Origin of the sequence: Desulfosporosinus meridiei DSM 13257, from assembly GCF_000231385.2 — a bacterium.
In the GTDB taxonomy this organism is placed as follows: domain Bacteria; phylum Bacillota; class Desulfitobacteriia; order Desulfitobacteriales; family Desulfitobacteriaceae; genus Desulfosporosinus; species Desulfosporosinus meridiei.
This window is the reverse complement of record NC_018515.1, coordinates 2,231,130-2,255,009: the sequence shown is the minus strand read 5'-3', so window position 1 is coordinate 2,255,009 and position 23,880 is coordinate 2,231,130. Positions and strand designations below refer to the sequence as shown.

The 23,880-nt window shown below is 38.7% G+C and carries 22 protein-coding genes; 2 read left to right on the top strand and 20 right to left on the bottom strand.

Annotation, left to right across the window (positions count from 1 at the left end):
• Positions 1–108 precede the first annotated feature (108 nt).
• The 6 genes from DESMER_RS10370 to DESMER_RS22580 form a co-directional block, all read right to left on the bottom strand.
• Positions 109–531, bottom strand: coding sequence for a hypothetical protein (locus DESMER_RS10370; protein WP_014902999.1), 423 nt, complete (start codon positions 529–531; stop codon positions 109–111).
• A gap of 569 nt (positions 532–1,100) precedes the next feature.
• Positions 1,101–1,859 (bottom strand): amino acid ABC transporter ATP-binding protein, encoded by a 759-nt coding sequence (locus tag DESMER_RS10365; protein WP_014902998.1) that lies wholly within the window; start codon positions 1,857–1,859, stop codon positions 1,101–1,103.
• A gap of 17 nt (positions 1,860–1,876) precedes the next feature.
• Complete coding sequence (locus tag DESMER_RS10360) at positions 1,877–2,527, bottom strand: amino acid ABC transporter permease (RefSeq protein WP_014902997.1); 651 nt, start codon at positions 2,525–2,527, stop codon at positions 1,877–1,879.
• Positions 2,528–2,614: 87 nt separating this feature from the next.
• The gene (locus DESMER_RS10355; RefSeq protein ID WP_014902996.1) at positions 2,615–3,256 is read right to left on the bottom strand and encodes an amino acid ABC transporter permease; all 642 of its coding nucleotides are present in this window, start codon (positions 3,254–3,256) and stop codon (positions 2,615–2,617) included.
• 118 nt (positions 3,257–3,374) lie between these two features.
• Positions 3,375–4,217, bottom strand: a complete 843-nt coding sequence (locus tag DESMER_RS10350) for an amino acid ABC transporter substrate-binding protein (protein WP_014902995.1) — start codon at positions 4,215–4,217, stop codon at positions 3,375–3,377.
• A 209-nt stretch (positions 4,218–4,426) separates the two neighbouring features.
• Entirely contained in the window at positions 4,427–5,923 is a 1,497-nt protein-coding gene (locus DESMER_RS22580; protein ID WP_014902994.1) for a PAS domain S-box protein, read from the bottom strand.
• Positions 5,924–6,852: 929 nt separating this feature from the next.
• Between DESMER_RS22580 and DESMER_RS10340 the strand changes: the two genes are divergently transcribed.
• The gene (locus DESMER_RS10340; protein ID WP_014902993.1) at positions 6,853–8,124 is read left to right on the top strand and encodes a RidA family protein; all 1,272 of its coding nucleotides are present in this window, start codon (positions 6,853–6,855) and stop codon (positions 8,122–8,124) included.
• Between the two features lie 277 nt (positions 8,125–8,401).
• On the opposite strand, the gene DESMER_RS10335 is transcribed toward DESMER_RS10340, so the two are convergent.
• The 10 genes from DESMER_RS10335 to allE form a co-directional block, all read right to left on the bottom strand.
• Positions 8,402–9,805, bottom strand: a complete 1,404-nt coding sequence (locus DESMER_RS10335) for a peptidase S24 (RefSeq protein ID WP_014902992.1) — start codon at positions 9,803–9,805, stop codon at positions 8,402–8,404.
• Positions 9,795–10,760, bottom strand: coding sequence for a P-loop NTPase family protein (locus DESMER_RS10330; RefSeq protein ID WP_014902991.1), 966 nt, complete (start codon positions 10,758–10,760; stop codon positions 9,795–9,797). The genes DESMER_RS10335 and DESMER_RS10330 overlap by 11 nt, the downstream gene beginning before the upstream one ends.
• Positions 10,761–10,830: 70 nt before the next feature.
• On the bottom strand, positions 10,831–11,376 hold the full coding sequence (locus DESMER_RS10325; protein WP_014902990.1) for a signal peptidase I: 546 nt from the start codon (positions 11,374–11,376) through the stop codon (positions 10,831–10,833).
• Between the two features lie 177 nt (positions 11,377–11,553).
• Positions 11,554–12,084, bottom strand: coding sequence for a hypothetical protein (locus DESMER_RS10320; RefSeq protein ID WP_014902989.1), 531 nt, complete (start codon positions 12,082–12,084; stop codon positions 11,554–11,556).
• 54 nt (positions 12,085–12,138) lie between these two features.
• Positions 12,139–12,279: a hypothetical protein gene (locus DESMER_RS23965; RefSeq protein WP_014902988.1), complete on the bottom strand. Its 141-nt coding sequence runs from the start codon at positions 12,277–12,279 to the stop codon at positions 12,139–12,141.
• A 41-nt stretch (positions 12,280–12,320) separates the two neighbouring features.
• Positions 12,321–13,283: a cellulose binding domain-containing protein gene (locus DESMER_RS10315; RefSeq protein WP_014902987.1), complete on the bottom strand. Its 963-nt coding sequence runs from the start codon at positions 13,281–13,283 to the stop codon at positions 12,321–12,323.
• A 392-nt stretch (positions 13,284–13,675) separates the two neighbouring features.
• Complete coding sequence (locus DESMER_RS10310) at positions 13,676–13,939, bottom strand: hypothetical protein (protein ID WP_014902986.1); 264 nt, start codon at positions 13,937–13,939, stop codon at positions 13,676–13,678.
• A gap of 148 nt (positions 13,940–14,087) precedes the next feature.
• Complete coding sequence (locus DESMER_RS10305) at positions 14,088–14,477, bottom strand: iron chaperone (RefSeq protein ID WP_014902985.1); 390 nt, start codon at positions 14,475–14,477, stop codon at positions 14,088–14,090.
• A gap of 255 nt (positions 14,478–14,732) precedes the next feature.
• The gene (locus DESMER_RS10300) at positions 14,733–16,403 is read right to left on the bottom strand and encodes a PucR family transcriptional regulator (RefSeq protein WP_014902984.1); all 1,671 of its coding nucleotides are present in this window, start codon (positions 16,401–16,403) and stop codon (positions 14,733–14,735) included.
• A gap of 138 nt (positions 16,404–16,541) precedes the next feature.
• Positions 16,542–17,303: a (S)-ureidoglycine aminohydrolase gene (allE, locus tag DESMER_RS10295; protein ID WP_014902983.1), complete on the bottom strand. Its 762-nt coding sequence runs from the start codon at positions 17,301–17,303 to the stop codon at positions 16,542–16,544.
• 300 nt (positions 17,304–17,603) lie between these two features.
• On the opposite strand from allE, the gene DESMER_RS10290 reads away from it, so the two are divergent.
• Positions 17,604–18,125, top strand: coding sequence for an ureidoglycolate lyase (locus DESMER_RS10290; protein WP_042333654.1), 522 nt, complete (start codon positions 17,604–17,606; stop codon positions 18,123–18,125).
• Between the two features lie 145 nt (positions 18,126–18,270).
• Here the strand turns inward: DESMER_RS10290 and DESMER_RS10285 are convergent, their stop codons facing one another.
• The 4 genes from DESMER_RS10285 to DESMER_RS10270 all read right to left on the bottom strand — a co-directional run bounded on the left by DESMER_RS10285 (position 18,271) and on the right by DESMER_RS10270 (position 23,773).
• A complete protein-coding gene (locus tag DESMER_RS10285; RefSeq protein ID WP_014902981.1) occupies positions 18,271–19,656 on the bottom strand; it encodes an NCS1 family transporter in 1,386 nt (461 codons plus the stop codon).
• Positions 19,657–19,707: 51 nt separating this feature from the next.
• Entirely contained in the window at positions 19,708–21,060 is a 1,353-nt protein-coding gene (allB, locus tag DESMER_RS10280) for an allantoinase AllB (RefSeq protein ID WP_014902980.1), read from the bottom strand.
• A gap of 12 nt (positions 21,061–21,072) precedes the next feature.
• Positions 21,073–22,431 carry an allantoinase AllB gene (gene allB, locus DESMER_RS10275; RefSeq protein WP_014902979.1) on the bottom strand — a complete coding sequence of 453 codons (1,359 nt, stop codon included), beginning with the start codon at positions 22,429–22,431 and terminating at the stop codon, positions 21,073–21,075.
• Between the two features lie 118 nt (positions 22,432–22,549).
• The gene (locus DESMER_RS10270; protein WP_014902978.1) at positions 22,550–23,773 is read right to left on the bottom strand and encodes a Zn-dependent hydrolase; all 1,224 of its coding nucleotides are present in this window, start codon (positions 23,771–23,773) and stop codon (positions 22,550–22,552) included.
• Between the last annotated feature and the right edge of the window lie 107 nt (positions 23,774–23,880).

The following is a 23,880-nucleotide window of genomic DNA, read 5'->3' as shown; positions in this document are numbered from 1 at the left end:
GCCTTGTCACGCGTTAATCAATGGGTGACACAGATTCTTTCTTATTTTGCATAATACCACGATTTTGATAGAAATAAAAGAGTAAGCTGAAAAGAGGATCACCGTGTATTATTTAATGGCTGAATACCTAAAGCCTCCTTCTTTGGCAACTTCTATGAATCTATCCTTTGAGCAATCGACGATAATCTTAAAGTATGACAGTTCCCTAAAGTGGGTATCTGTGCACTCTCTTATATCCACTAGCCAACGAATCCCTGCTTGCTTACAGAACGTTAGCAGTTTTGCCAGGTATTCCAGGCAAACATTGACCAACCCCAGAGGAGTCACACACTCGTCGTTGCAGGTATAAATCTTATTAATCACTTGAATATCGGAACTTTCGGGAACTTCTCCACCAGTTTCGATGAGTTTGATAATTAGGTCCCTATAGATTATTTTATACTCTTCGAGTTCACTTTCACTTAGTTGCCTAATCCCTCTATCCTGACCCGTTAAGGTAAATCTTTGAATATGCTCGTCACACTTTCTCATGGCATAACCTCCTTTATTAAGGGCATATAGCCAGTTCTAGAGAATTACCTTTCAAGCACCAGATAATTGTAAGTTTTCACCCCCCAAGTTTTCGTGTTATTTTTCACTAAGGTGATTAGTTTATTTGTGATTTACCTTAAGTTAAGCTTAAACCTTATAAGATTAACTGTCTATAGATATACGTTATGTTCTCAATTAATATATAATATACCAGGGTTTATATAGACCATTATTTTAAAAATTCTACATATAACAAACTAAGAGGTTTACTGGATTCAACCCTAAATTTTAATATCAAAAAGCGATTGGTCATAACCAATCGCTACAAATATAACTAAATATCTACCTGTACTCTCAACACAAGACATCTAGATATTAATCACTGCCTAGGTCCTTCGGGGACCCATTCATCAGGAAAGAGCCTCTTCCTGGGGGTAGAACCTTCATAACAAGATACAGCTGGTATCCGCAGATCAGATTATACTGTCAATCATAAGCATTGGGCACCAATTATGATAAAATATACTTATATCCATTCCCTGGCATTTTGAGTAATTCCAATATAATTGTTAGAGCATTTTTTCTAAAAACGTCTTTATCCTAGGATGACGTGGATTATCAAAGAAAACAGCCGGACTTTGATCTTCAAGAATTTTTCCGTCATCCATAAAAATAACCCGGTCGGAAATTTCCTTGGCAAATCCCATTTCATGAGTCACAATAATCATAGTCATATGCTCCTGAGCCAGGTTCTTAATGACACTTAGGACTTCTCCAATTAACTCCGGGTCAAGAGCTGAGGTTGGTTCATCAAACAGCATAATATCCGGATTCATCGCCAGGGCACGAGCAATAGCTACTCGCTGTTTTTGACCACCGGACAACTTGGAAGGAAAGGCATCCTTTTTCTCCAGTAATCCCACCTTGTTAAGTTGCTTCTCCGCGTTTTTAACAGCTTCACCTTTACTAAGTCTATGAACAAGCATTGGTGCCTCAATTACATTGCCTAGGGCAGTCATATGTGGAAATAGATTAAAGCTTTGAAAAACCATACCCATTTTCCGATAGGCTGTTCTTACCTCCTGAGGGGTAGCAGTAATCTTGACACCAACATCCCCTGCTGCTTCAACTACAATTCCTTCTATCTCAACACTTCCTTGGTCTATCTTTTCTAACTGATTCATACAGCGGAGCAAAGTGCTTTTCCCAGATCCACTTGGCCCAATAATCGATATAATCTCCCCTTTATTAACTTCTAAAGATACTCCCTTTAGAACATGTACTCCAGCAAAATATTTATGAATGTTATTCATACGTATCATTGTCATTGAATCCTCACACTCTCCTATTCATATATCGAATATTTCTTCTCTAATGTACCAAAAAGTTTGACAAGAACAGAAGAGACGATTAGGTATAAAACAAAGGCTACAATAAATGGTGTGATATTAAAATCTCGAGTGAAAATCTGAGTTGCAATACGTAATAAATCCGGCATCCCAATCACGGCCAAGAGGGCAGTTTCCTTTACTAAATTTACTGCCTCACTACAGGTTGGAGGTAAGACCCGTCTCACTGTTTGAGGGATAATGATTCTGCGCATAGTCTGGGGATAGGTCATCCCTAATACTTTGGCAGCTTCATATTGACCTTTGTCAATGGATTCTATTCCCCCTCGGAAAATTTCTGTCAGATAGGCCCCAGAATTCAAGGTATAGGTAATCGTTGCTGCGGCGAAGGGAGAAAGCCGTATTCCAATAATCGGCAAACCGTAGAACACGAAGAATAATTGCAGGAGCAAGGGAGTACCTCTCCAAATCCATGTATATAAATATAATAGCCTGGTGATTATCTTGGGACCTTTTACTTTGCCAACAGCAGCTAAAAGCCCGACAGGCAGAGCAAATAATAAAGTTGCTGCATATACCTTAGCAGTTAATTTTAAACCTGATGCGATAAACGGAAGTATACTTAGAACATATTCCAGATGATCCATTACTTTTTATCCCTTCATTTGCCTTCTATAAGAAATTGTCTTGTCTGGATATTTATATTTAGCCTTTCAAGGAAACCAGACGGCATTTTATTCGTAAATCGAATATTTCTTCTCTAACCTGCTAAAAACTTGAAGCAAAAGTGAAGAAATAATTAGGTAAAAACCAAACGCCACAAAGAAAGCGGTAATTTTAAAATCAGTTGTCACAACTTCCTTAGCCGAACGCAATAAATCCCCCATACCGATTGCTGCAACGAGAGCTGTGTCCTTAAAGGTAAGAATTGCTTCATTGGCCGTGGCGGGCAGAACCCTCCTGATTGTTTGGGGTATAATAATTCGCCTCATGGTTTGAAAATAGGTCATTCCCAGGGACTTTGCAGCTTCATACTGGCCTTTGTCAATAGATTCAATACCTGCCCTGATAATTTCTGTTTCATAGGCAGCTACATTCAAGACAAAGGCAATAATTACTGCAACTAAAGGCGGTAAATTAATATCAAAGTACGGCAGCCCAAAATAGATGAAAAATAATTGCAGCAGCAAAGGGGTGCCTCGCCATATCCAAGTATATAATTGTAGGATTTTCTTGAGAATTTTCGGCCCCGATACTTTACCAATAGCCGCCAAAATAGCTATTGGAAAGATTAAAATTATTACAATTCCATAAACTGTTAGGGATAGCTTTAAACCCTTTAACAAAACGGGTAATATCGTCAGAACGTAATCCATCGTTTTCTCTTATCCCCTCATGAATGTCTTAATAACCCGTATATCAGGGCTTAGGAATATTCTTTAAAAATAGGGAATAGGAAGAGATTCATTCACCAACTTCCTATTCCCATTTTCACTACTTAATAATGTTTGAACCAAACCATTCATTACTGATTTTAGCAGCCGTTCCATCTGCTTTCATTTCATTGAGAACACGGTTAAGCTCTGCAAGGAAGGTTTTGTCTTCCAGGCGTACACCTACTCCAAAAGGTTCTTTGCCAAAATCCCCTTCTTGTTCCGTCAAGATATAGTATTTATCCGCAGTTTTTTCAGTAGTAACCAGATAACGAGCATTCATTTCATTAGTCACCACTGCATCAATACGGCCTGCATCTAAATCCATTAAGGCGACTGTGGGGCTTTCAAACTTTCTGATCTCTTTTAGCTTTGAGGAGATCTCATCTTTAGTAACCGCTGGCTCGGCAGTACTTCCTAATTGCAGGCCGACGGTTTTTCCTGCTAAGTCAGCTTTAGACTTGATTGGAGAACCTGCCTTTACTACTATTATATTCCTGTCTGCCATGTAACTATCCGTAAAACCAATCTCTTTCTGTCTTTCAGGGGTTATGCCCAAGGCGTTCCAAATAAGGTCTATTTCTCCACTTTTAAGATTTAAGAGAACTCCGTCCCATTGAACCGGCTTGAAAACGGCTTTGACACCTAAACGCTTGGCCGCTTCTTTAGCTAAATCAATATCAAAGCCAACAAGTTCCCCTGCTTTGTCCCGGAAGCCGGCAGGCGGGTAATTATCATCCAAACCTATGACAAATTCTCCTTTTTCCTTAATTTTATTCCAGGATTGGTCACCGGTTTGAGCCTTGTCTGTCGGTTTTGTATCCGGAGCTTTCTGAGCACAACCCGCTGTCAAAAGAGCCACCGTACAGATTACTGCTAATAGTGTTAACCATCTTCTTTTCATCTTAGCTTTCTTCCCTTCACGATTATTTCATTCTTTCTAACCACATTCAAAAAAAATTATGTTTTAGATGCTTAAATAAGTAAGTGCATTTTAACACAATTCATTTTTCTATGGCATCCCTCCCATTATTACTATACACGAATATGCACCCTCTTGGCTAGGTTCATAAGAGCGAACTAGCCCTGATTCTAAATGTATACATCTGAGGTCTAAGGATTGATACTTGGGATAGGAAATGCTATTAAAAACTTTGTCCCCTTTGGGCTTGATTCTACATCAATTTTTGCATGATGAGCTTCAGCAATTTTAAAACATGTGGTAAGTCCAAGGCCTGTTCCATTATCTTTAGTGGTATAGAAAGGTGTCCCTATTTTTTCTATTTCCTCCGAGGATATGCCACTCCCCTCATCTTCTATGACAAGTACTACCTTTTTATTCTCTAAACCAGTAGCAATAGTAAGTCTCCCTTGTTCTTTCATTGCTTCGAGAGCATTGCGAGTTAGGTTGAGAACGAGCTGAGAGATTTCGTTCTTATTTAATTCGAGATTTGGGATAATTCCCGGATTGAAGCTAATCTGTTTGTTCTGACTATATGTGTCTGCCTCTATGAGAGGATATAAATTGTGTAAAATATCATTTAGACTTTGAACTATTAGATCTGTTTGTTTGGTTCTAGCAAGTGACAAAAATTCAGTGATGATGCAATTTGCCCGATCCAATTCAGATATCATTAAATCAAAGGTAGGCCTTTGAACTGCGTTTTCTGGCCTCGACCCCAATAATTGGAGATAGCCACGTACAATTGTCAATGGATTCCTTATTTCATGTCCAATCCCTGCAGCCATTTGTCCTATCAAGTTTAATCTATCTAATCGGTCAATCTCCTGCCGTGTCTTTATCCTATCAGTAATATCTCTCGAAATAACTGAGGCAACTTTCTCTCCTTTACTATTCCAATAAAACTTAGAGGTTGCTTCAACAGGAATTCTTTTACCACTCTTGTGAATTGCATAATATTCTCCCTTGAATTTGCCTGTTTGCTCTCTCTCAACTAGAAGTTTGCTTACTCTACCATCCGAAAAATCAACAATACCTTTTCTGCCAACTGCACATATCTCCCCATCCGTCATACCCAACATTTCACAGATTGCGGGATTTGCTGAAATAATGGTGCCATCAGGCTTGGTGATACAAATCCCGTCCATGCTATTTTCAAAAAGATTTCTAAATTGTTCTTCACTCTCGCGCAATGACTCTTCAGTTAATTTACGCTGTGTTATGTTTTCGACCATTGCGATGACATATTCAGGCTTGTCTAAAGAGTTTCTGGTAATTGTTAAACTTAGCCAACCCCAGATAATGGATTTATCCTTTCTAATATACCTTTTCTCTAATTGATATTTATCAATTTTGCTCTCAGTTACTTTTCGATATATTTCCAGCTCCTTTATTAAATCATCCGGATGTGTAAATTCAAGAAAATTCATAGTCTTAAGCTCATTTTCCGAATAACCCAGCATTTCTTGAAATGCTGGGTTACATAGACTTATACCTGTTTCATAATTTAACAAAACAATACCTATAATCGCTTCATCAAATATCGTTTGAAGTTGTATTTGACTTTCTCTGAATTTTTTGTGAAGAGATTCTAGTTGGACTTGAATCTCTTCTTTGACCGAATAATTATTTAAATAGGCTTCATTCATTGGTAAACACTCCTAATGAGTTATTCAAAAAGGTACATTTACCAGAATTCTACATTGTTTAGGTGTTTTCCTCTTGATAATTATTATAATTTTTACTATTTAAAGTTTTTGCCTTATGTTTATTAGTACTATTCAACAAAAAGATACAAATAGGTGTCTTTTGTTGACTTATGGGATATCTCGATAGCTATTGATGATAGTTACCTAAAGTTACCAGAATAAAGCTCTGCCAAAAAGCCATACTAGGTTCATAAGGGTACGTAATGGTTGAGCCAAGATTTATATATGCTCTTAGTCGGGTGTATATGGGTCGGCCAAAGATTATATGCAGGTGGTAAAACGCTTGTATATAGTCAGAGGGAAGATCTTTTAGTGGTGGGAAAAGGGCTTTATGGCAGTCTAGTCTGATTGTTTTAGGGTTCTGACTTATCTTAACGGGTCGAGCTAAGATTTTACCGGGTGTTGAGAAGGTTCTTACTCAACCATATGTCGTTAGATATATGCATGTGTAAGAAGATCGGTTATATACAGCCGAGAGGTTGTGTATAGCTGGGTAGATATCTTGTAAGGTCGAACGAATCATTAGTATGGGTGGTAACCTGCTTGATTATGGTCGGAAGATCCTAGTTAGGTAATCAGCGATCTATACTGGTGTTAGGTAAATCATTACGTGCTCTTATATTTATTAGCAAATTTTTTGGACTTCATTATCAAAATAACTCCAAAAACGTGCTTAGATTATGCTAATTGAAAGCAAAATAACACCAGTTGATTTATACATATTTAATTGATAAATAAGTACAGATCAGTAATAATAAGCGCATGTTTTAAGGGATAAGTCTGTAGTGTATATAATTGGCAAGCCGTAGTAACTTAAAATATACACAAATATATCTATTAAAAAATTTATCATAAAGGGGAATACTATCATGAGCAACTATAACGCAGTATTAGCAAGAAATACGGAAAATGCTCCAAAGGGTATCGGTCCATATTCACAAACTGTCGCTTTCTCTCATTACAATAATCTTTCAGCTCAATTACCCATCGATCCAAAGTCTGGCAAGTTAGTCGCTGGTGGTGCAAAAGAGCAGGCTGAACAGTGTTTTAAAAATATAAAAGCAATTGTAGACAGCATCGACCATGTTATGAGCGATATTGTTAGAATCACTGTATTCGTTAAAAATATCAAAGATATTGATGCTGTAGACGAAGTTTATAAAACATTCTTCCCAGGCTATGTTCCTACACGGACGAATGTCGCAGTTGCTGCTTTGCCTATGGATGCTTTGGTGCAAATTGAAGCCCTTGTTTCAAACGGTGAAGGTACAATTCCAAACGCACCACAAGCAGGCGACCTCATAAAGCTTACAAATAACACAGCTAATGCGCCAACATGTCCTCTATCTACGCAAGCTGTAGCTTTTTCTCATTACAATAATCTTTCAGCTCAATTACCTATTGATCCGAAATCTGGTAGAGTGGTAGCCGGTGGTGTAAAAGAGCAGGCTGGACAGTGCTTAAAGAATATCAAGGCAATTTTAGAAAGTATTGACGTTCCTTTTGACGATATTGTTAAAATTAATATCTTCCTCAAAAACCTCTCGGATATTGAAGCCGTAAACGAAGTTTATACAACATTTTTCCCAGACTCGGGTATCGCCAGGGCCGTAGCCTATGTCCCTGCACGGACAATAGTTCCAGCTTCAGCTTTACCTATGGGTGCTTTGGTACAAATCGAAGCAGTGGTTTCACACGGAGATGGTACCCCCCCACAAGCTGTTGAAGACAGGCATGGACTCATCATAGAAGCAAACAATACGGGAAATGCACCCAAAAGTTCTCTATATACACAAACTGTAGCTTTTTCTCATTACAATCATATTTCAGCTCAATTACCACTAAACCCAAAAACAGGTGAAATGGTAGCTGGTGGTGTAAAAGAGCAGGCTGGACAGTGCTTAAAAAATCTCAAGGCAATTGTAGAAAGTGTCGACCACGTTATGGACGATGTGGTTAAAGTAAATATTTTCCTTAAAAATATCGCAGATATTAATGCAGTAGACGAAGTTTACACAACATTCTTCCCAAGCAGGGTTCCTGCACGAAGAACAGTTGGGGTATCAGCTTTACCTAAAGATGCTTTAGTCCAAATCGATGCAGTTGTATCAAACGCTGAAGGAACACCTCCTAAAGCATAGCAGGCATTTGTTTGTAAATACAGAAACGATATCAGAATCGAGTTATATTTCATTTTTAAGATCATGAAAAAGCATCGAGATTTTTAGCCGATTATGGCTAAATCTTGATGCTTTTTTCAACTATACTTTTTTCAACTATTCTTTTTTCTATTGTTCTTATACAATTCTACCCTAACAAATTTGTATTCAGAGACGTCACTCCTATGCGAATATTATATGAGATATCTTTCAAAGTTAAGTGGTTCTTGAACATCAGTAAGTATCTAAAAATTCCCTTTCAGGTACTTTTGTCTTTTCTAAAATACTTATAAAGTTGGCCCTGATAAAATAACAGCACGGCTGGAACCAGCAAGAAAAGAATCCTTCCTACAATAGTATTGGCAAAGAGAATTAAAGCGCCAAGCCAGCGATTTCTACCACTGTATACCCCATGCACCCCTTGTCGGCTGATTGTTTTTTTCATAGCCCCAATCTGGGACATGGGGGGATAATAATCAATATCCACAATCAAATTATTTTCTGTCTTGGATACTACCCGTTCCACATAGAGTAAATTATTTTCTTCAAAGAGAATAATCTGCCCCTCCTCTATCTGGTATTGGGTATCAATCTTTTGAAAGTACGTCAAATCGTTAATCTCAATTTCCGGTTCCATTGTGCTAGAACTAAACACAAAAGGAATCACCCCGCGTATACTTACTTCTTGCCCGGGTGTAGAAGCATTAATCACAATAACGAATACATTAATAGCTAATGCAACACATATGAAAACGATGAGCAAAAATGTAGTTACCGTATCGAGAATTCGGCCACGCCAACCCTTTTTAACTATGTTGCCAATTAATTTTTGTTTACCCGTTATTGAGTCAATTTCTACAATTTCCTTATCTAAGGGTAGGATATCAGGATCGGGAGCCAGGTTATAGTACTTAGCAATATTTCTGCTCCTAAAAAGACATATTAAACCGCAGGTTATTATTATGACAGAGCCGACCAGCCAATACGCTGAAAGCTGCAGATTGAACAGCGTAGAGAAGTTCTGCATGTACACGCGATTGGAGATTATAGGATATTGTCCTAAAGCTGTTTTTAGAGCAAATACAAGGATGGCCGTAAAAAAAGTCCAGTATCGACCGTTAAGCACAGTTTTGGCATAAAGTGAAAAGGTCATTGAAAGGATCGTGATTAGTAACAAATCTGCTAAGCCTACTAAGTAGAGCGTCGGCAGATAAGCCAATATAAACGTGTATTTCAAAAGAAAGGTAAGAATTATTGTTACTATAAAGCCAACAGTATATATCAATATGACAGAGTACATTAAAGCAAATAACTTAGAGAAAAACATGATTACTGGATTATAGCCCATTTGAATAAGCAGATACCAGGAGTTTTTCCTAATTTCCGCAAAAAAAAGATAGTCATAATAGAGGATGAAGTAACTGATTATAAAAGCAATGACTATATGAATGTAAAGGTAAATTGTCGAGAAAAAACTGGGTTGCATTATCTCGGGAACCACATCGGAAAGTACACTTTCCTGGAGAGTCTGAAAAACAAAGTATAGGGCAAAAGAAAAAAGCCCCAGAAAGAGAGCAAAAGCTATTTTTCGGTTAGTGCTAATTTTATTTTCCGTATATGCCTGGCGAAGTTCTTTTTTGAAATAGCTATTTTTATAAATCATGCTTTAGGATTAGCTCCTCGTAGGCATTCTCAACTGTTTTTGGATTTATCTCTATAGAATCGGGAATGAATCCCGACTCGATTATCTTTTTATGAATTTCCCCAGGCTCATTTAATTCCGGGCCTTCATTCCTAATAAATAGACTGTCCTCTTTCATGACCAAATTATATCCTGGGAGAAGTCGATTGAGTTTTTCCAGCAAGCTTTTCGCAGTTTTATCCCGAATAATAACTTCTATCTTGTCATAGGTCATTCGTAACTTCTCCACACTGCCAGTGTATATTAATTTTCCATCTTTGATTATCGCTGTATGGGAACAAGCTTTCTCTATCATAAGAGAGTTTTGAGTTGAGAGAATTAGAGTTTTTTCTTGTTTTCTTATAAATTTTGCTATTTCAGCAACTGCTTTAATAAGTACCTCATCCCATTCATACTCAGGGAGATTAAATACGATTATCTGACTATCTGAATAGGCTGCTGCAATTAAAGTGATTACAGCTTTTTCCTCTCTGTTCAGCATGTGGTTCGGTGTCAAAGATAAATGCCCTAGACCGATTTCTATAAGGTATTCAAAAATCTGTTCTTGCAGCAACACCTTATTGATCTTAGACTTACCAGTTGCAAACATTAAATATTCCAGAACATTCATATTATTGTAAAGCATATCTGAGCTTCCGATATAAAAAACGTGCTTTAAGATTACCCTTTTATGCCTCATCATGCCACGTTCTATCAAAACACATTTCCCTTTGTCATAGGGTCTGATATTTGCGATGATTTCTAGAAGTAATTTAATCTCAAACACCGAAGTTCCTTTAATACCCCATTCTTCCGCCCTATTTATCACCAGGTTAATATCATCCAGTACTCTGCGAGATTTCCCTCCGTTAACCAAAAAATGTTCCACAGATGAGATATTTTCCATCAATACAATATTTTCCGGACCATGTTCCATGTCACTTCTCCCATCAATATTTTCTTAGAGAGTAAGTATATAGTGTAGATGACAGATACTAAACAAACTTTTATGTTAAGGGTAATTTAGCAACAAACACTCCGATCACCCTGTTTGGACTAAGAAGTTCCTGGTCGACTGAATTTTTAGGATTATCTCCCTTCGTGCGATAAGCTTTGCTGCCATTTTCATTATCAATAATCTCAACGATCCGATGGGTAACCACAGCCTCAGACAGGGTTTTGAAGGTAACAATGTCATTTACTCTTAAAGCACTTTCAGCATCCTTAGGTTTCCTACTGACAATTACAGCCCCTATTTCCAGAGTAGGCTCCATACTGCCGGATTCAATTTCTAAAAGCTGAAATCCTAAGACATTCGGGATTTCACCCCTGCTTTTTGTCATTTGAATTGATATAATCGACCAAATTAAAAATAAACTAACCCCCAAAAATATAGCTCCACTGATGCTTCTTACAATCTGCTTTCCTTGTGGACGCCAGCCTCGGAATGATTTTTTCCTTTCCGAAACATTTAATAGCTTCTGCTTTTCCTGGAGAATTTCTTTGCGCATTGCCTCTATTTGTTCTTGTGTCGTATACTTTGTAGGCGTCATAAATTTCAACCCTCTTTCACCTATTATGCCCTATCCTCAAGTAAAAAATCAGAGCTATGGACTAGAGAAACCAAAGAGAAACAGAGCACGATTTATATAGTCGTACTCTGTTTCTCTTTGGATCTTTATTTCTCTATACTCAGTCATAAATTTCTTTACACGCCTACCACAGGCAGGTTACTTTTGAGTTCCTGTCACTGACACTTTAACAGCTGTACCATAATCAGCTCCTGCATAAGTTTTATCAGCATTATCATTACTTGGCCAGTTTAAAGATACAGTATAAACTTTTTCCTGACCACTTGTATTCAAGGCGAATTCGTCAGAGAATTCAATTTTACCGTTCGAAGTTAAACCTCCAACAACTTGACCATCGGCATCTTTGATACTTACTTCTAAGGGCGCAATCACGCTTTTTCCATCTTCTGCAACAACATCAACAGTATAATTGACATCCATCGCTGTCTCACTTATTATCGCGCCATCATAGTTTTTCACACTAAACTGCCAATCCACTGTTTCAGCCGGAGCAATTTTTACATTTTTCTCAAAGGTATCCGTACCTCCTTCTACTAAGACAAATTCTTTAGCAACAACGCTGCCTTCAGCAACATTATCAATAGTTGTAGTATACATTGCTAGAGTCCCTGCGATCACAGATGTTGATAAAATCAGTACAAGTGCAATAGTTGTTAGTGCCTTTTTCATTATTTAACCTCCAATTATAAATTTGGTTTAAGATACTTAACAAAATTTCAAAATTTAGTTCTTGGCTTTATCTAAATCCGAATAAATGCTGATACCGAAGCTTGAAACCGATGTATAGCTGGATAGAGTACCAACGGTAAGAGAAACAAACAGTACAGCACTTAAGGCAAGAATCAAAAGAACCTTTTTTCTCATATCCTCCCTCCTCAGCATAATTGAGAGATTTAATAAGGCCTCTAATTTAGAGACGCCTTTCCAAATTGACATAATAAATCTACGTTTGTTAAATCAGTTATATTGCTTCCACCTACAATGACGGAACGAATTGCTTCAGTGCCCATTCCTTTAGCAGGGCCTCGGAAGGATACGCTTTTCCCAGGCAATATACTATCTGTTAATTGGTTATTATAGCCGGGATTGAGGAATTTGTAGTATCCCTTTGGTGTATCAGATACCAGGTTGGCATTGCTCCAAGCACTGGTCAGTTTATCTGTGGGGAGGTTAAAGGCTATACTCCAATTGTAAATAGGCTCTGTAGAATTATTAGTGATTGTTACCTTATATTCGTATTGGTAATTGCCACTTTGTCCATTTTGCCACGGAACTGTGGTTTCATAACGGACGCTGACTTGGGGTGGATCAACTGGATCCGGGTCAGTAGCTTTTAACGGAATTTGGGAGGCAATAGCATCTACGTTGATCATTGAACCATAGTTGATACCGGCATAATTAATGTCAGAAGTCCCTTCTGTCGGCCAGTTCACTTCCACTAAGAAGTCCCGTTCTTGACCATTCACAGCAAGTGAAAATTGACCTAAAACATCAAAAGTCCCAACTCCTGTAACACTGTTAAGCACTGTGCCATTGAGATCCTTAACTGTGACAGTCAAAGGTTCTATGGCAGCTTTACCCGGCAAAGCCTGTACATTAAAAGTTAATTTATAATAGATATCCGTTTCAGAGACAATATGGTTTTCATAGTTTTTAACCTTAAACTGCCATTGGGCTGTCTCTGAAGGAGCAATCTTTAGTCCCTCCTGAAAGCTGTCTGTTCCTTCCCCAACAAAAATGAACTCTTTGGCAACCACACTTCCTTTAGCTAAGGTATCAATAGAAACGTTGTACATAGCCAAAGTCCCTGCTGCAATTGAACTAACCATAATTAAAACTAATGCTAATAAGAATGCAAACTTTTTCATATATCACCTCATTAAGCCAGAGATAATTAAATAGGTTTGATAGAAATTTGCGATTTAAACTTCACTTTGCAGAAGTTCCTATTGCATTGATATCGTAGCATGACAAAAATGTAGCGTCAATTTGTAGATTAATCCATTTTTAGCATTAAAGATTAACATCACTTTAATTATTCATATAATATTATTTATACTTGAGTTTTTGCTAACTCTTTAGGTTATTATTTCCTCTTTTGGTAAACGTCAATTAAATTTCATCTTTTCTCTTCATTTTATACTTATATTGGGGTTCGTATTTAAGAAAAAATAGCAAAAAACAGTATCAGATGATTATCGGACACTGCTTTATCTTTAAAAACCTATTGACTATTATTTTTTAAGGTAATAAAACCTATTTAGGATTTATTTAACATCTTAAGTTTATAAATACTACATTGAGTATATATTCCTATCCCCTCAGGAGTTTTAGTAATATCGGTAATTCGACTAAGAGTCGTAATCTTACACACTCCATCTTCATCATAGAATAGGAGCTTTCCCTTAGCTCCAATCTCTATGTCACGAAGCCATACTTTCCTTCCCCATCTATGAAGAGAAGCCGGCACTTCAGGTGAAGCGATATCATAAACTCCTTCTATAATCGCAACATCTTCATTCATTTTACACTTTCCCTCCATATTTCCTGAGAATCAGCCCATAGACATTTTAATTGTTGCTATTTTATCAATTCTGGCTAATTATCATAAATCCTTCCACAAAAAAGGAAATACTTATAGTATTCAAAAAATATTTATCATAGCTTTATGATTATCGTTTTTTCTTCGATTTGTCTTCCCACTGTTTTATATTTTCGGCAACTCTAAACTTGACAATTCTGCTTATCAAATCAAAGGGTAGTGGCTCGGCGATGGGAAATTGTACAGAACCTTTTGCCCCTTTATACTCCGACAATTCAACTTTGAAAGCCTCAATTCCACTGGGAGTTGGATAAAATCCAATATGATTTTTATAAGCAGCAAAATGCACTAAGTTTCCATGCAAATCAAAAGTAGGCATTTGATAACTTATCTTTTCATGTGCATCTGGTGCAGATTTCTTAATAACGTCTCTTAAAGACTTAAGTATCTCCTGGATATCAACTGGAAATTTCAAAATGTACTCATCGATGAAGTTGTTGGTCTTTTTACTCACTTCCATATTTTTTCCTTTCATTAGTAAAGCTTGAACTTTTTTATCACCATGATAGTTTGTGTATCCTGATAGCTTTTAATCAGTAATTTCATATTATAATTTTGATTAGATCTCCCAGCTACCACTAAAAAAAATGAGCATCGTTCGATGCTCAGAACAAGGAAAGATTCATTACTTAATTATTTCAATTCGTATTACCTGTGCTGACTTTTGAAGTTTTTAAATTAAGATTATTCAAAGGCTATTGTCAAATCCTACATGTTAAAAATTATTATGTTCATTTCCTAGCAGGCGGATTATTTTCAAGCCCATCTCAATTTCCAAGCGATGTTCATTAGTTTCTAAATCCATACCGGTAATTTCTTTAATCCTTTCTAGTCGATAAAGTATTGTTTTATAATGTATAAAAAGTTTTTTGGCAGCTTTACTGGCATTCCCATTACAGTCTAAGAAAATTTCTAGAGTTTTCAGGAGGTCTGCTTCATTGGTTTTATCATGCTCCATTAAAACAAGCAGTTGCTTCGGGACAAAACTATGTAATTCATTTCTCTCCGCAAACTTACACAAAATCCGAAACACACCCAATTCAGAGAAAGCTTCGATAACATGTTGACCTTGAATCATTCGACCAAAGGTAATTGCATCTCGTGCTTCTTTAAAACTCCTAGGGATTTCGTCAACTTTTAGAGCAACATCTCCAATTCCAATGGCAACGGAAACAGATTTAACTTTCTTTTTAATTTGTTCCTGGATCTCTTTCCCTGTCTTCTTGATCTGATCTAGGAGGCCATTGTAAACTTCAGGCGAGGGCCAAAGCAAAATAATCGCATCATTTTTCGTCCCGAGGATAAAATTCTTTGTGTGTCTTCTAACAGCATTAGTAATTATGGAAACGACGTCAGATTTTAACTCTTGCAAATACATTTTATCCGGGCTCTCCTTAGTATTCGCTAAAATCCCGTCGATGTTATCAATATCAAAAAGGACAATCGTATAGGACTTAGTTAAATCCCATCCGATTAAGGCAGCCCTTTCCAGAGTATTATTAAGCGCTGTATTTCCTGTTATTAGATTTTCTAACAGGTCATTCTGAAATTTCTGTTCAACTTCCTGTACAGCTACTTTCTTCACTAAATCAAGAGTAACAACAGTAGCGGCATGTTCTAAACAAATTAAATCCATCTCTTGGAGTCGTTTATTCTTCTCTACTACGGTGAGATAGGCTTTTACTTGATTAAATGCCCGTATTGGTACTACAACCTGAGGAACGGGTTCTTCGCCAAGATCCGGAAATCGTACCATCTGACGATAGAAGGATAGTTTTTCATTCAAGCTTTCCTTTTGAAATAAATCTGCAATCTCGATAAATTTTTCAATCTGAGGAGTAGTTGTACTCATGCTTTTAAAATTGCGATCATAAACCGCAACGGGATTTCCGATTAAATCTTCAAGAGTTCTAATAATCTTTTCTAACCCTAGACAGTGTAATGCTAAGGCTGTAAAACGCTCCTGAATAATTTTGTAGTAATTTAATTTAACGACTTGATTATTAAAGAGTTCAGCCATGATAGGATACATGACATCCACAAATCGCACATTAGCATCAAGCTCAATAATAGGTAAGCCGTATTGATTAGCTGCTTCGATCATATCCTCTGGAATTCGTTCCACAAACCGACCAACTTTAATGGCTATGGCTGCTACGCCTTTCTCAGCGAGCTTTCTTACAAAATCTTTATAGTTCAAGGTTCCGGCAGGCGCGGCATACAAACTGGTAAGAAGCAGCTCTCCACCAGCCAGCCAATTTACAATATCAGGTGCTTCCATTATAGTTACGCCTTTGACAACATTTTCTAACGTTTGATAACCGGCCACAATTTCAGATGTGCTTAAGGGGCCAATTTTCATGGCATCTTTTACCGTGATTTCCAGTGTGATACCCCCCTTGTTATCTATAAGGTTCGATTTTTCAAACTGCAGATTTCAATATGCCTTAAATAATATAAGAGTGTTTTGAAATACGAGGTTCGATTAAGTTTCGAACCTCGTATTTTAATTCGTAATTCTATTTTACAGCTCAATGTCCCGATTGCAATCTTTAGTATAAATATAAGTGGAAGGTTTTCTTCCCGCACCATAGTAGGCTTGAGGGACATACGGACCAAACCAGATGAAATCCTCTGTTTTCACAGGAAGCCATTTATCGTCAATCAAATAAACTCCCTCACCCTCTAGAAAATACAGGCCATGTTCCTGAACGTGGGTTTCTACGAAAGGATGACACCCGCCAGGATAAAAACTAAGCGTATGAAAATTAACATCAAAGCCCAATTCAGTAGGTAGCACGTTTTTAATACGAACATTTTCCATACCATCATAAGCTTCATCAGGGATATCATTTAAGTTGCCTACAACAATTCTAGCTTCATAACCCACTAATGGTCGATAACGTTGTTTATAAAGAAGAAGTTTCCATGGTTCGTTGCTTGAATTTTTCAGTCCTACTCCTAATGAGGCAGGTGCAAAAACAAAGCCGCCATCCGTAAGTTCATAAGTCTTGCCCTCAACAGTTACGGTTCCTGCTCCTCCCATACAATAAACGAATGTTTCAATCCCCTCTTCTTTGAAATCAGTGGTTGTGCCGCCATTTGGTAATACTTCAACAGTATACATTGCAAACTTCGGCCCTAACTCGGGAGAGGCAATTATACTTGTATTACAATTCTCTAAATTAGGAATGACGTTTTTCACACGCCCTTCCGGTGGAATCAATGCATATCTGCCATGTTTGACTATTGCCCTCGTAGCTAAAAGATCATTTGGATAACCCATAGATAACTTCTCCTTTCAAATTAACAAGATTTTGACTATTGTCATATATTCGTCACTTTGCTTAAGGCAACCTTTAGAATAAATGGTCAAATGGGAACCCAAATAAATATCAATCTTGGATAAACCATTAACCTTAAATCAGGCTGCTAGATTTTTGGGATGAATCCGAGTTAGGAAATTAGGATAAATGAACAGCCTGACCATCATCAATAGTAGTAAAAGGATAAAAGCACGGGAATGAGTAATTATAGATTGAATCAGAACTACTGTGAACCAAAACTGAAAGGGGACATTTTCAATATGAATCGTATCATTAAAGTCGAACCCTTTACTAAAGAAGCCTTTGCACCTTATGGTCATCTGCTGATGCGTGAGCCGGGAATTCCTCCTATTAAGACTACACCTCCAATTTTTGCCGACCGAATCCCTTTTGAGGTGGATGATGGCTCAGCCGAATTCGTGTATGCTTTACTTAAACGAAAGGAATTTAAGTTTTCAGCCTTGGAACGCCATTTAAAAGTCACCCAAGGGTTCTTCCCCCTCTATGGCGGCCCTGCTATCATAAGTGTTGCTCCCGCCACAGACCCTAATGACCTGGAAGCTCTGCCCTCACCAGATTCAGTACGCTGCTTTTTACTGGAAAGTTATACGGCCTTTGTCATCCACCGTGGCGTTTGGCATGGCACAATTCTCCCGCTTGAAGAGTCCTTTGGCTATATTTTAGCAACCCGTAAAGAAACCACCGCTGATTCCATTGAGCCTCTCTACGATGGGGATTGTCAAATCCGCGATCTTGGGGTAACTTTTGAGATTCAACTCTAATTCAGTTAAACAGGGGGAACAGTTCTTACTGACTATCTATGACAGTGGACGGCTCTCCTCCGCAACCAAGCTCCATTGTATAAAAAGGCATTTCCCTTACTTGTTTGTGAAATGCCTTTTCAATCTTTAACTTTCAGAAGGAAATTTATTCAAAGATCGTACCCTTTTTAAACTTTGAATCTTTAAAGGCAAACTTAGTCAAAAGATAATAGGAGATCCCGGCCACGACCAACCCGATAATCCAAGCCAGCTCTACTTTGGTAAAAGCTGCCGCTGCACCAATCAGCATGGCCAGCACTGCTGCCGGATTATATCCTGAATAAGGGCCGTTTTCTTTGTACAGATCAACAATATCTACTTTTTGCTTTCTGAAGACATAGTAATCAATTAATAGAATTGAAACAATGGGGCCTAAAAATGCGGAATATATCAGGATGAACATACCCAGTCCTTTTGCCGACGAATCCTGAACAAGAACCCAGGGGAAGGAACCTAACGCAAGTAATCCGGTTATTGTAACTGCCACTTTGTACTTAAGCTTTGTAATTAGAGTGATAACATAGGTAGGCGGAATAATATTGGCAACCATGTTAACTGCAATAGCACCCATAACAATAAAGGCCGATACAAAGACTGTAATGTAAGAATTATCGACTACGATTGCAAAGGCTTTCACTGGATTAGATATCCCCGTTGCAGAAGCAAGCATTGCACCAATTGCCAGTACGAAGCCGTAGGCTATTAATATAGGAAGGAAGTACAAGAATCCGCGTTTTCCGTCGCTTATCCCTGCTTTTAATTCTCTCGAATAGTCTGCAGCACTTAAGAAGATGGCTGCGTAGTTCCCCATAAACATCATAATGAAGGCAAAGAACGGCAAGCCCCATGAGCCTTTGGCATGTACCCATTTTTCAGCAATTACCGCACTATGAGATGTCAGAAGAACACCAAACACATAAACAAGAGCGAGCATAATAACAATTGAAGTAAGGGATTCTACCCATTTAATGGCATGGAAGCCATACAAGGAAAGTCCGATTTGAACTAATTGAAGTACTACAAAGCAAACTGCAACATTATCAAAGGCACCGCCTGTAAATACCTTGGCAATTTCGTTTAAGGCAGTACCGCCGATCCAGCTTTGAAAGCCGTACCAGACAATGGCGGGGATTCCACGCAAAAGGGATGAGATAACTGAACCTTTGATTCCAAAAGACATTCTCAGCTGGACAACATAAGGTATCCCTGTTCTGTAGCCAAGCCGATCGTTTAGAGCAAAAATAGTTGAAATAATTCCAATGGCAATAATAGCTGCTGCAAATGTCTGAAATAGATTTAGAGTCGCAATTCCGGCAACAACCAAACTGGCTCCCAGGGTCATATTACCTAAATTAACACCGTCTCCAATCCACATAAACATATAGTCTATGGGGCCTACTGTTCTACCCTCTAGGGTTTTGGGAATTAGTGATTCATCCACACCGGTATGTTGGATCTGCGTAGCAGTTGCAGCTTCTGTATTTGTTGACATCCTACACCCAACTCCTTCTTTTATATCTGTCCTTATTTCTGTAATCGTGGTTTACAAATTAGGTCTCAGATGTTTGCCAATGGGATTTGATACAATCTTTCCATCTTTAAACACTGTTGTTCCCCTGAGAATTGTTTGAGTAACAGTCCCACGGAATCTGTCTCCAACATAAGGACTTACTTGGTACTTATAGAAAAGATCTTCGGCCTGCAATGTGAATTCCTTGTCTAGGTCTACCAAGGCAAAGTCTCCATCATAACCTAGTGCAATTTTCCCTTTCCCCTGTATCTTGAAAATTTCATTAACATTTTGTGCAGTTAATCTGGCGATTTCCTCAAGGGGAACTTTCCGTTCATGGTAGGCATGGGTAAGCAGGCCCGGGAGAGTTGTCTGGCAAGCTGAGATTCCACCCCAAACCTTTAAGAACTCACCATCTTTCAATTTCGGATCACAGGGTGAATGATCGGAGGATACAAAGGCTATCTCGCCGTTTAGCAGTTTAGCCCACATTTTTGTTTGGTTCCCATTATTGCGAATAGGCGGCGAGCATTTTGCGACAGTTCCTAAACGTTCCACATCATCATCAGTAAGAATCAAATAATGTCCAATCGTTTCGCAGCAAACGTCCACTCCCCTGCTTCTGGCCTGAGTTACTAACTCTACAGCCTTGGCTGTACTGATATGGGCTATGATTAATTTACAGCCTGTCTCTTCTGCAAAGGTAATCATTCGAGATACATTTTCAATTTCCGTAATTGGCGGACGGGCTGCAAAATAATCCCTTACTGTAGTCTTGTTATTAGCAAGTGCTAAGGTCGTTAAATCCCTTGTAATTTCTGCATTTTCACAATGCACCATAAGAGGCAAGCCAAGCTTGGCCAATTTTTCCATGCCTACTAATGCGGTAAAATCGTCCATTCTTTCGAACTCGTCAATTCCACTAAAGCAGGAAAATGCTTTAAATCCTATTACCCCACACTCTGCAAGCTCTTCAAGGTTATCTAAATTTTTAGGAGTGAGCCCTCCCCAGAATCCATAATCGACGAGAGAATCTTTCTGTGCCACAGCAAGCTTGGCATTAAAGTTTTTAGCGTCCAGTGTACAGGGGTTGCAATTAAGGGGCATATCAAAGTAAGCAACTCCACCACCCGCTGCCAGAGCACTGCTGCCGGTTGTTATAGTTTCCCATTCAGTTCTTCCTGGGTCATTAAAATGAACATGCCCGTCTGTTGCTCCGGGAAATACATATTTACCAGCAGCATCAATAGTTTCTTTAGCATCCCCGGATAGTTCGCAGCCTATTTCTACAATCTTTTCGTCACTAACGGCTACATCCGCTTTCTTCACGCCTTCCGGACAAATAAGCATTCCGTTGCGAATGACAACATCATAACGCTTGCTCATGTACTATCCCCCCTACTTCAATTTTTTCACAAGTTCGCCAAATCCCTTTTGACCCACTACTTGACCATCCTTGGCAACTACCTGACCTCTTACTAAGGTACATACAGGCAGCCCTTTGCCCTTTAAGCCTACGAAAGCAGAAATTTTATTGAGATAATGCAAGGAATCCGGTGTAATTTCCCAATCCAGTTCAGGATCGAGAATGACCAGGTCAGCATCGAATCCAACTTCAATCGCACCTTTTTTACCATAGATTCCGAAAGCCTTTGCCGGACCTTCACTTAAGGATCGAGCCAGTAAAGTAGGATTATAGCCTCTCTTGACTACCCCTTCGCTAAATACAACTTGCATTACATTTTGAATGGCACTGATCCCACCCCAGGCTCCAAAAATTCCGTGTTTTTCTTCACTCTTCTCACTTAATTCGCAAGGTGAGTGATCAGATCCGATACAGGATAAGGTTCCGTTGTTCACATATTCCCACATTTCTTCAACCGCACTGGCTTCTCTTAAAGGAGGCGCACATTTGAACAAGCTTCCATTCTTGATGACATCTTGATCTGTAAAGGTCAGGTAGTGACCGCAGGTCTCACCTGTTACATCGACACCTTCTAACTGAGCATCTCGAATTATTTTGGCTACCTTGGGGTGACTTACATGACAGATATGAACTTTGGCATCTAGTTCCCGAGCCAGTTCAAGTATGTTTTGGGTGGCAATAAGTTCTGCAATAACCGGTCTGGTATTCAGAAAATCCTGCCAATCATTCTTCTCTTTTCTTTGTGCTCTGGCTTCTTCCCATTTGATAATAGAATAATCTTCACAATGGAAACCTGCACGTCCTCCACAATCTTTTAATATTTCCAAAGCTTCTTTGGCTTGCCCAATAGATAAGGAAACATAATCAGGAGAAACCGGGCCAATAAAGGATTTAAAGGCCACGCAACCTTTGGCATCGAGTTCTGGCAATTTATCTAAGTTGTAGTCAACCAAGCCCCCCCAGAAGCAATAATCTACATAGGCGTTGGGAGAAACTGTTTCTTCCTTCTTATCGAAAATTTTTCCATCCGTCAAGGCTGGTTCATTTTGAAGAGGCATATCAACAATTGTTGTACATCCCCCAACTGCAGCGGCTGCTGAGCCGTGGGCATAATCCTCTCTCCAGCAGTAACCTGGATCATTTAAGTGTGCATGACTATCGATAGCTCCCGGAAAAAGATAACTTCCTTTAGCATCGATAACTTCCTCTGCTTCAACAGAATTTCCCGCATCAATAATTGCCGCAATTTTACCATCATTAACACAAACAGATGCTTCAAAAATTCTATCAGCAGTTACGACCTTACCATTTTTAATGACTAAATTAAACACATGCATGCCCTCTCTCTTATTCATAGAATTAGCATTAATCAACTAACCAGTATCAGGCCTACATAGACAATGACAATATGTATTATTTCGGCATCCCTCCTTTGGAACCGAATTGAAACTAATTTGCCAGACTCAAAAGAGTATGGAAGAGAACATTAACTCCATCCGCACAATCCTCCGGCGAACTCCATTCAGCCGGATTATGGCTGATTCCATCTTTTGATCTTATGAAGATCATACCGATAGGACAGATGTTTACCACCTGCATGGCATCATGACCAGCCCCGCTTGGCAGATAAAAGGGTTCAAATCCTAATTTTTCAAAAGCTGCTTTGGCCGCAAGTTGAAACTCTTCCGAACAAAGTGAAGGCGGGATGCGCTGTAACACTTCAGTACGCATTTCCAGATTTCTTTCGCGGCAAATTCGTTTCGCTTCTTTAAAAATCGCATCTTCGACTTGATCGCTAACTTCTTGATTGAGATCTCTTAAATCTAGAGTAATTTCAACCGTTCCCGGGATAATATTAATTCCGCCCGGTAAAACACTCATTTTCCCAACAGTAGCAACCGTTGTACCGGTCTTCCTGGCTTCCTGTTCAACAGTTTGGACAAATTCGGCGGCTGCAACTAGTGCGTCATGTCTCATTGTCATGGGTGTTGTTCCGGCATGTCCTGCCTCACCTTTAAAGGTACATTTAAGCCATAATTCATTAACTATCCCTGTGACAATCCCTACTGATTGATTATTCTTCTCAAGCACCTTACCTTGTTCGATATGCAATTCGATAAAAGCTTTTATAGTGCCTTTAGTGCGAGCGGCACAACGAATCATCGTCGGATCCATACCCTGAGCTTTCATAATTGTTGCCAGAGAGATTCCCTCTTTATCTTTCAGCTCTAAATCTTCAGGTTTCAGACTGCCGATCATTCCCCTGCTGCCCATCATACTGAAGCTAAAACGAGCCCCCTCTTCATCATTAAATGCATAGACTTCAATAGGATGTTCGGTCTTAATGCCCTGTTCCTGCATGGTTTGCAGAACCTCTATGCCTCCGATTATTCCTAATGCACCGTCGAAGATTCCGCCGTTATATACAGAATCAACATGAGAGCCAGTGACAACCGCCGGGGCTTCTGGATTACGACCTTCCCTGCGCCCAATAATATTACCGACCGCATCCTCTCGCACACTTAAACCTGCTTCTTTCATATAGGAAGTGACGAGATCTTTTGCTCTACGGTCCTCCGGGGTAAAGGCCAATCTAGTTATACCCCCAGATTCCTGTTTACCTATTTCCCCTAACTCCATCAGGCGATTATATAGTCGTTTTTTGTTAATCACGATGCCACCTCTTAAAGCAATTTTATTTAGAAACGCTCTTTTCAGATTTTTTTCTTTACACTAATATTTTCTACAATTTTCGAAGTTTTGTCTTCTCATAATAAGGA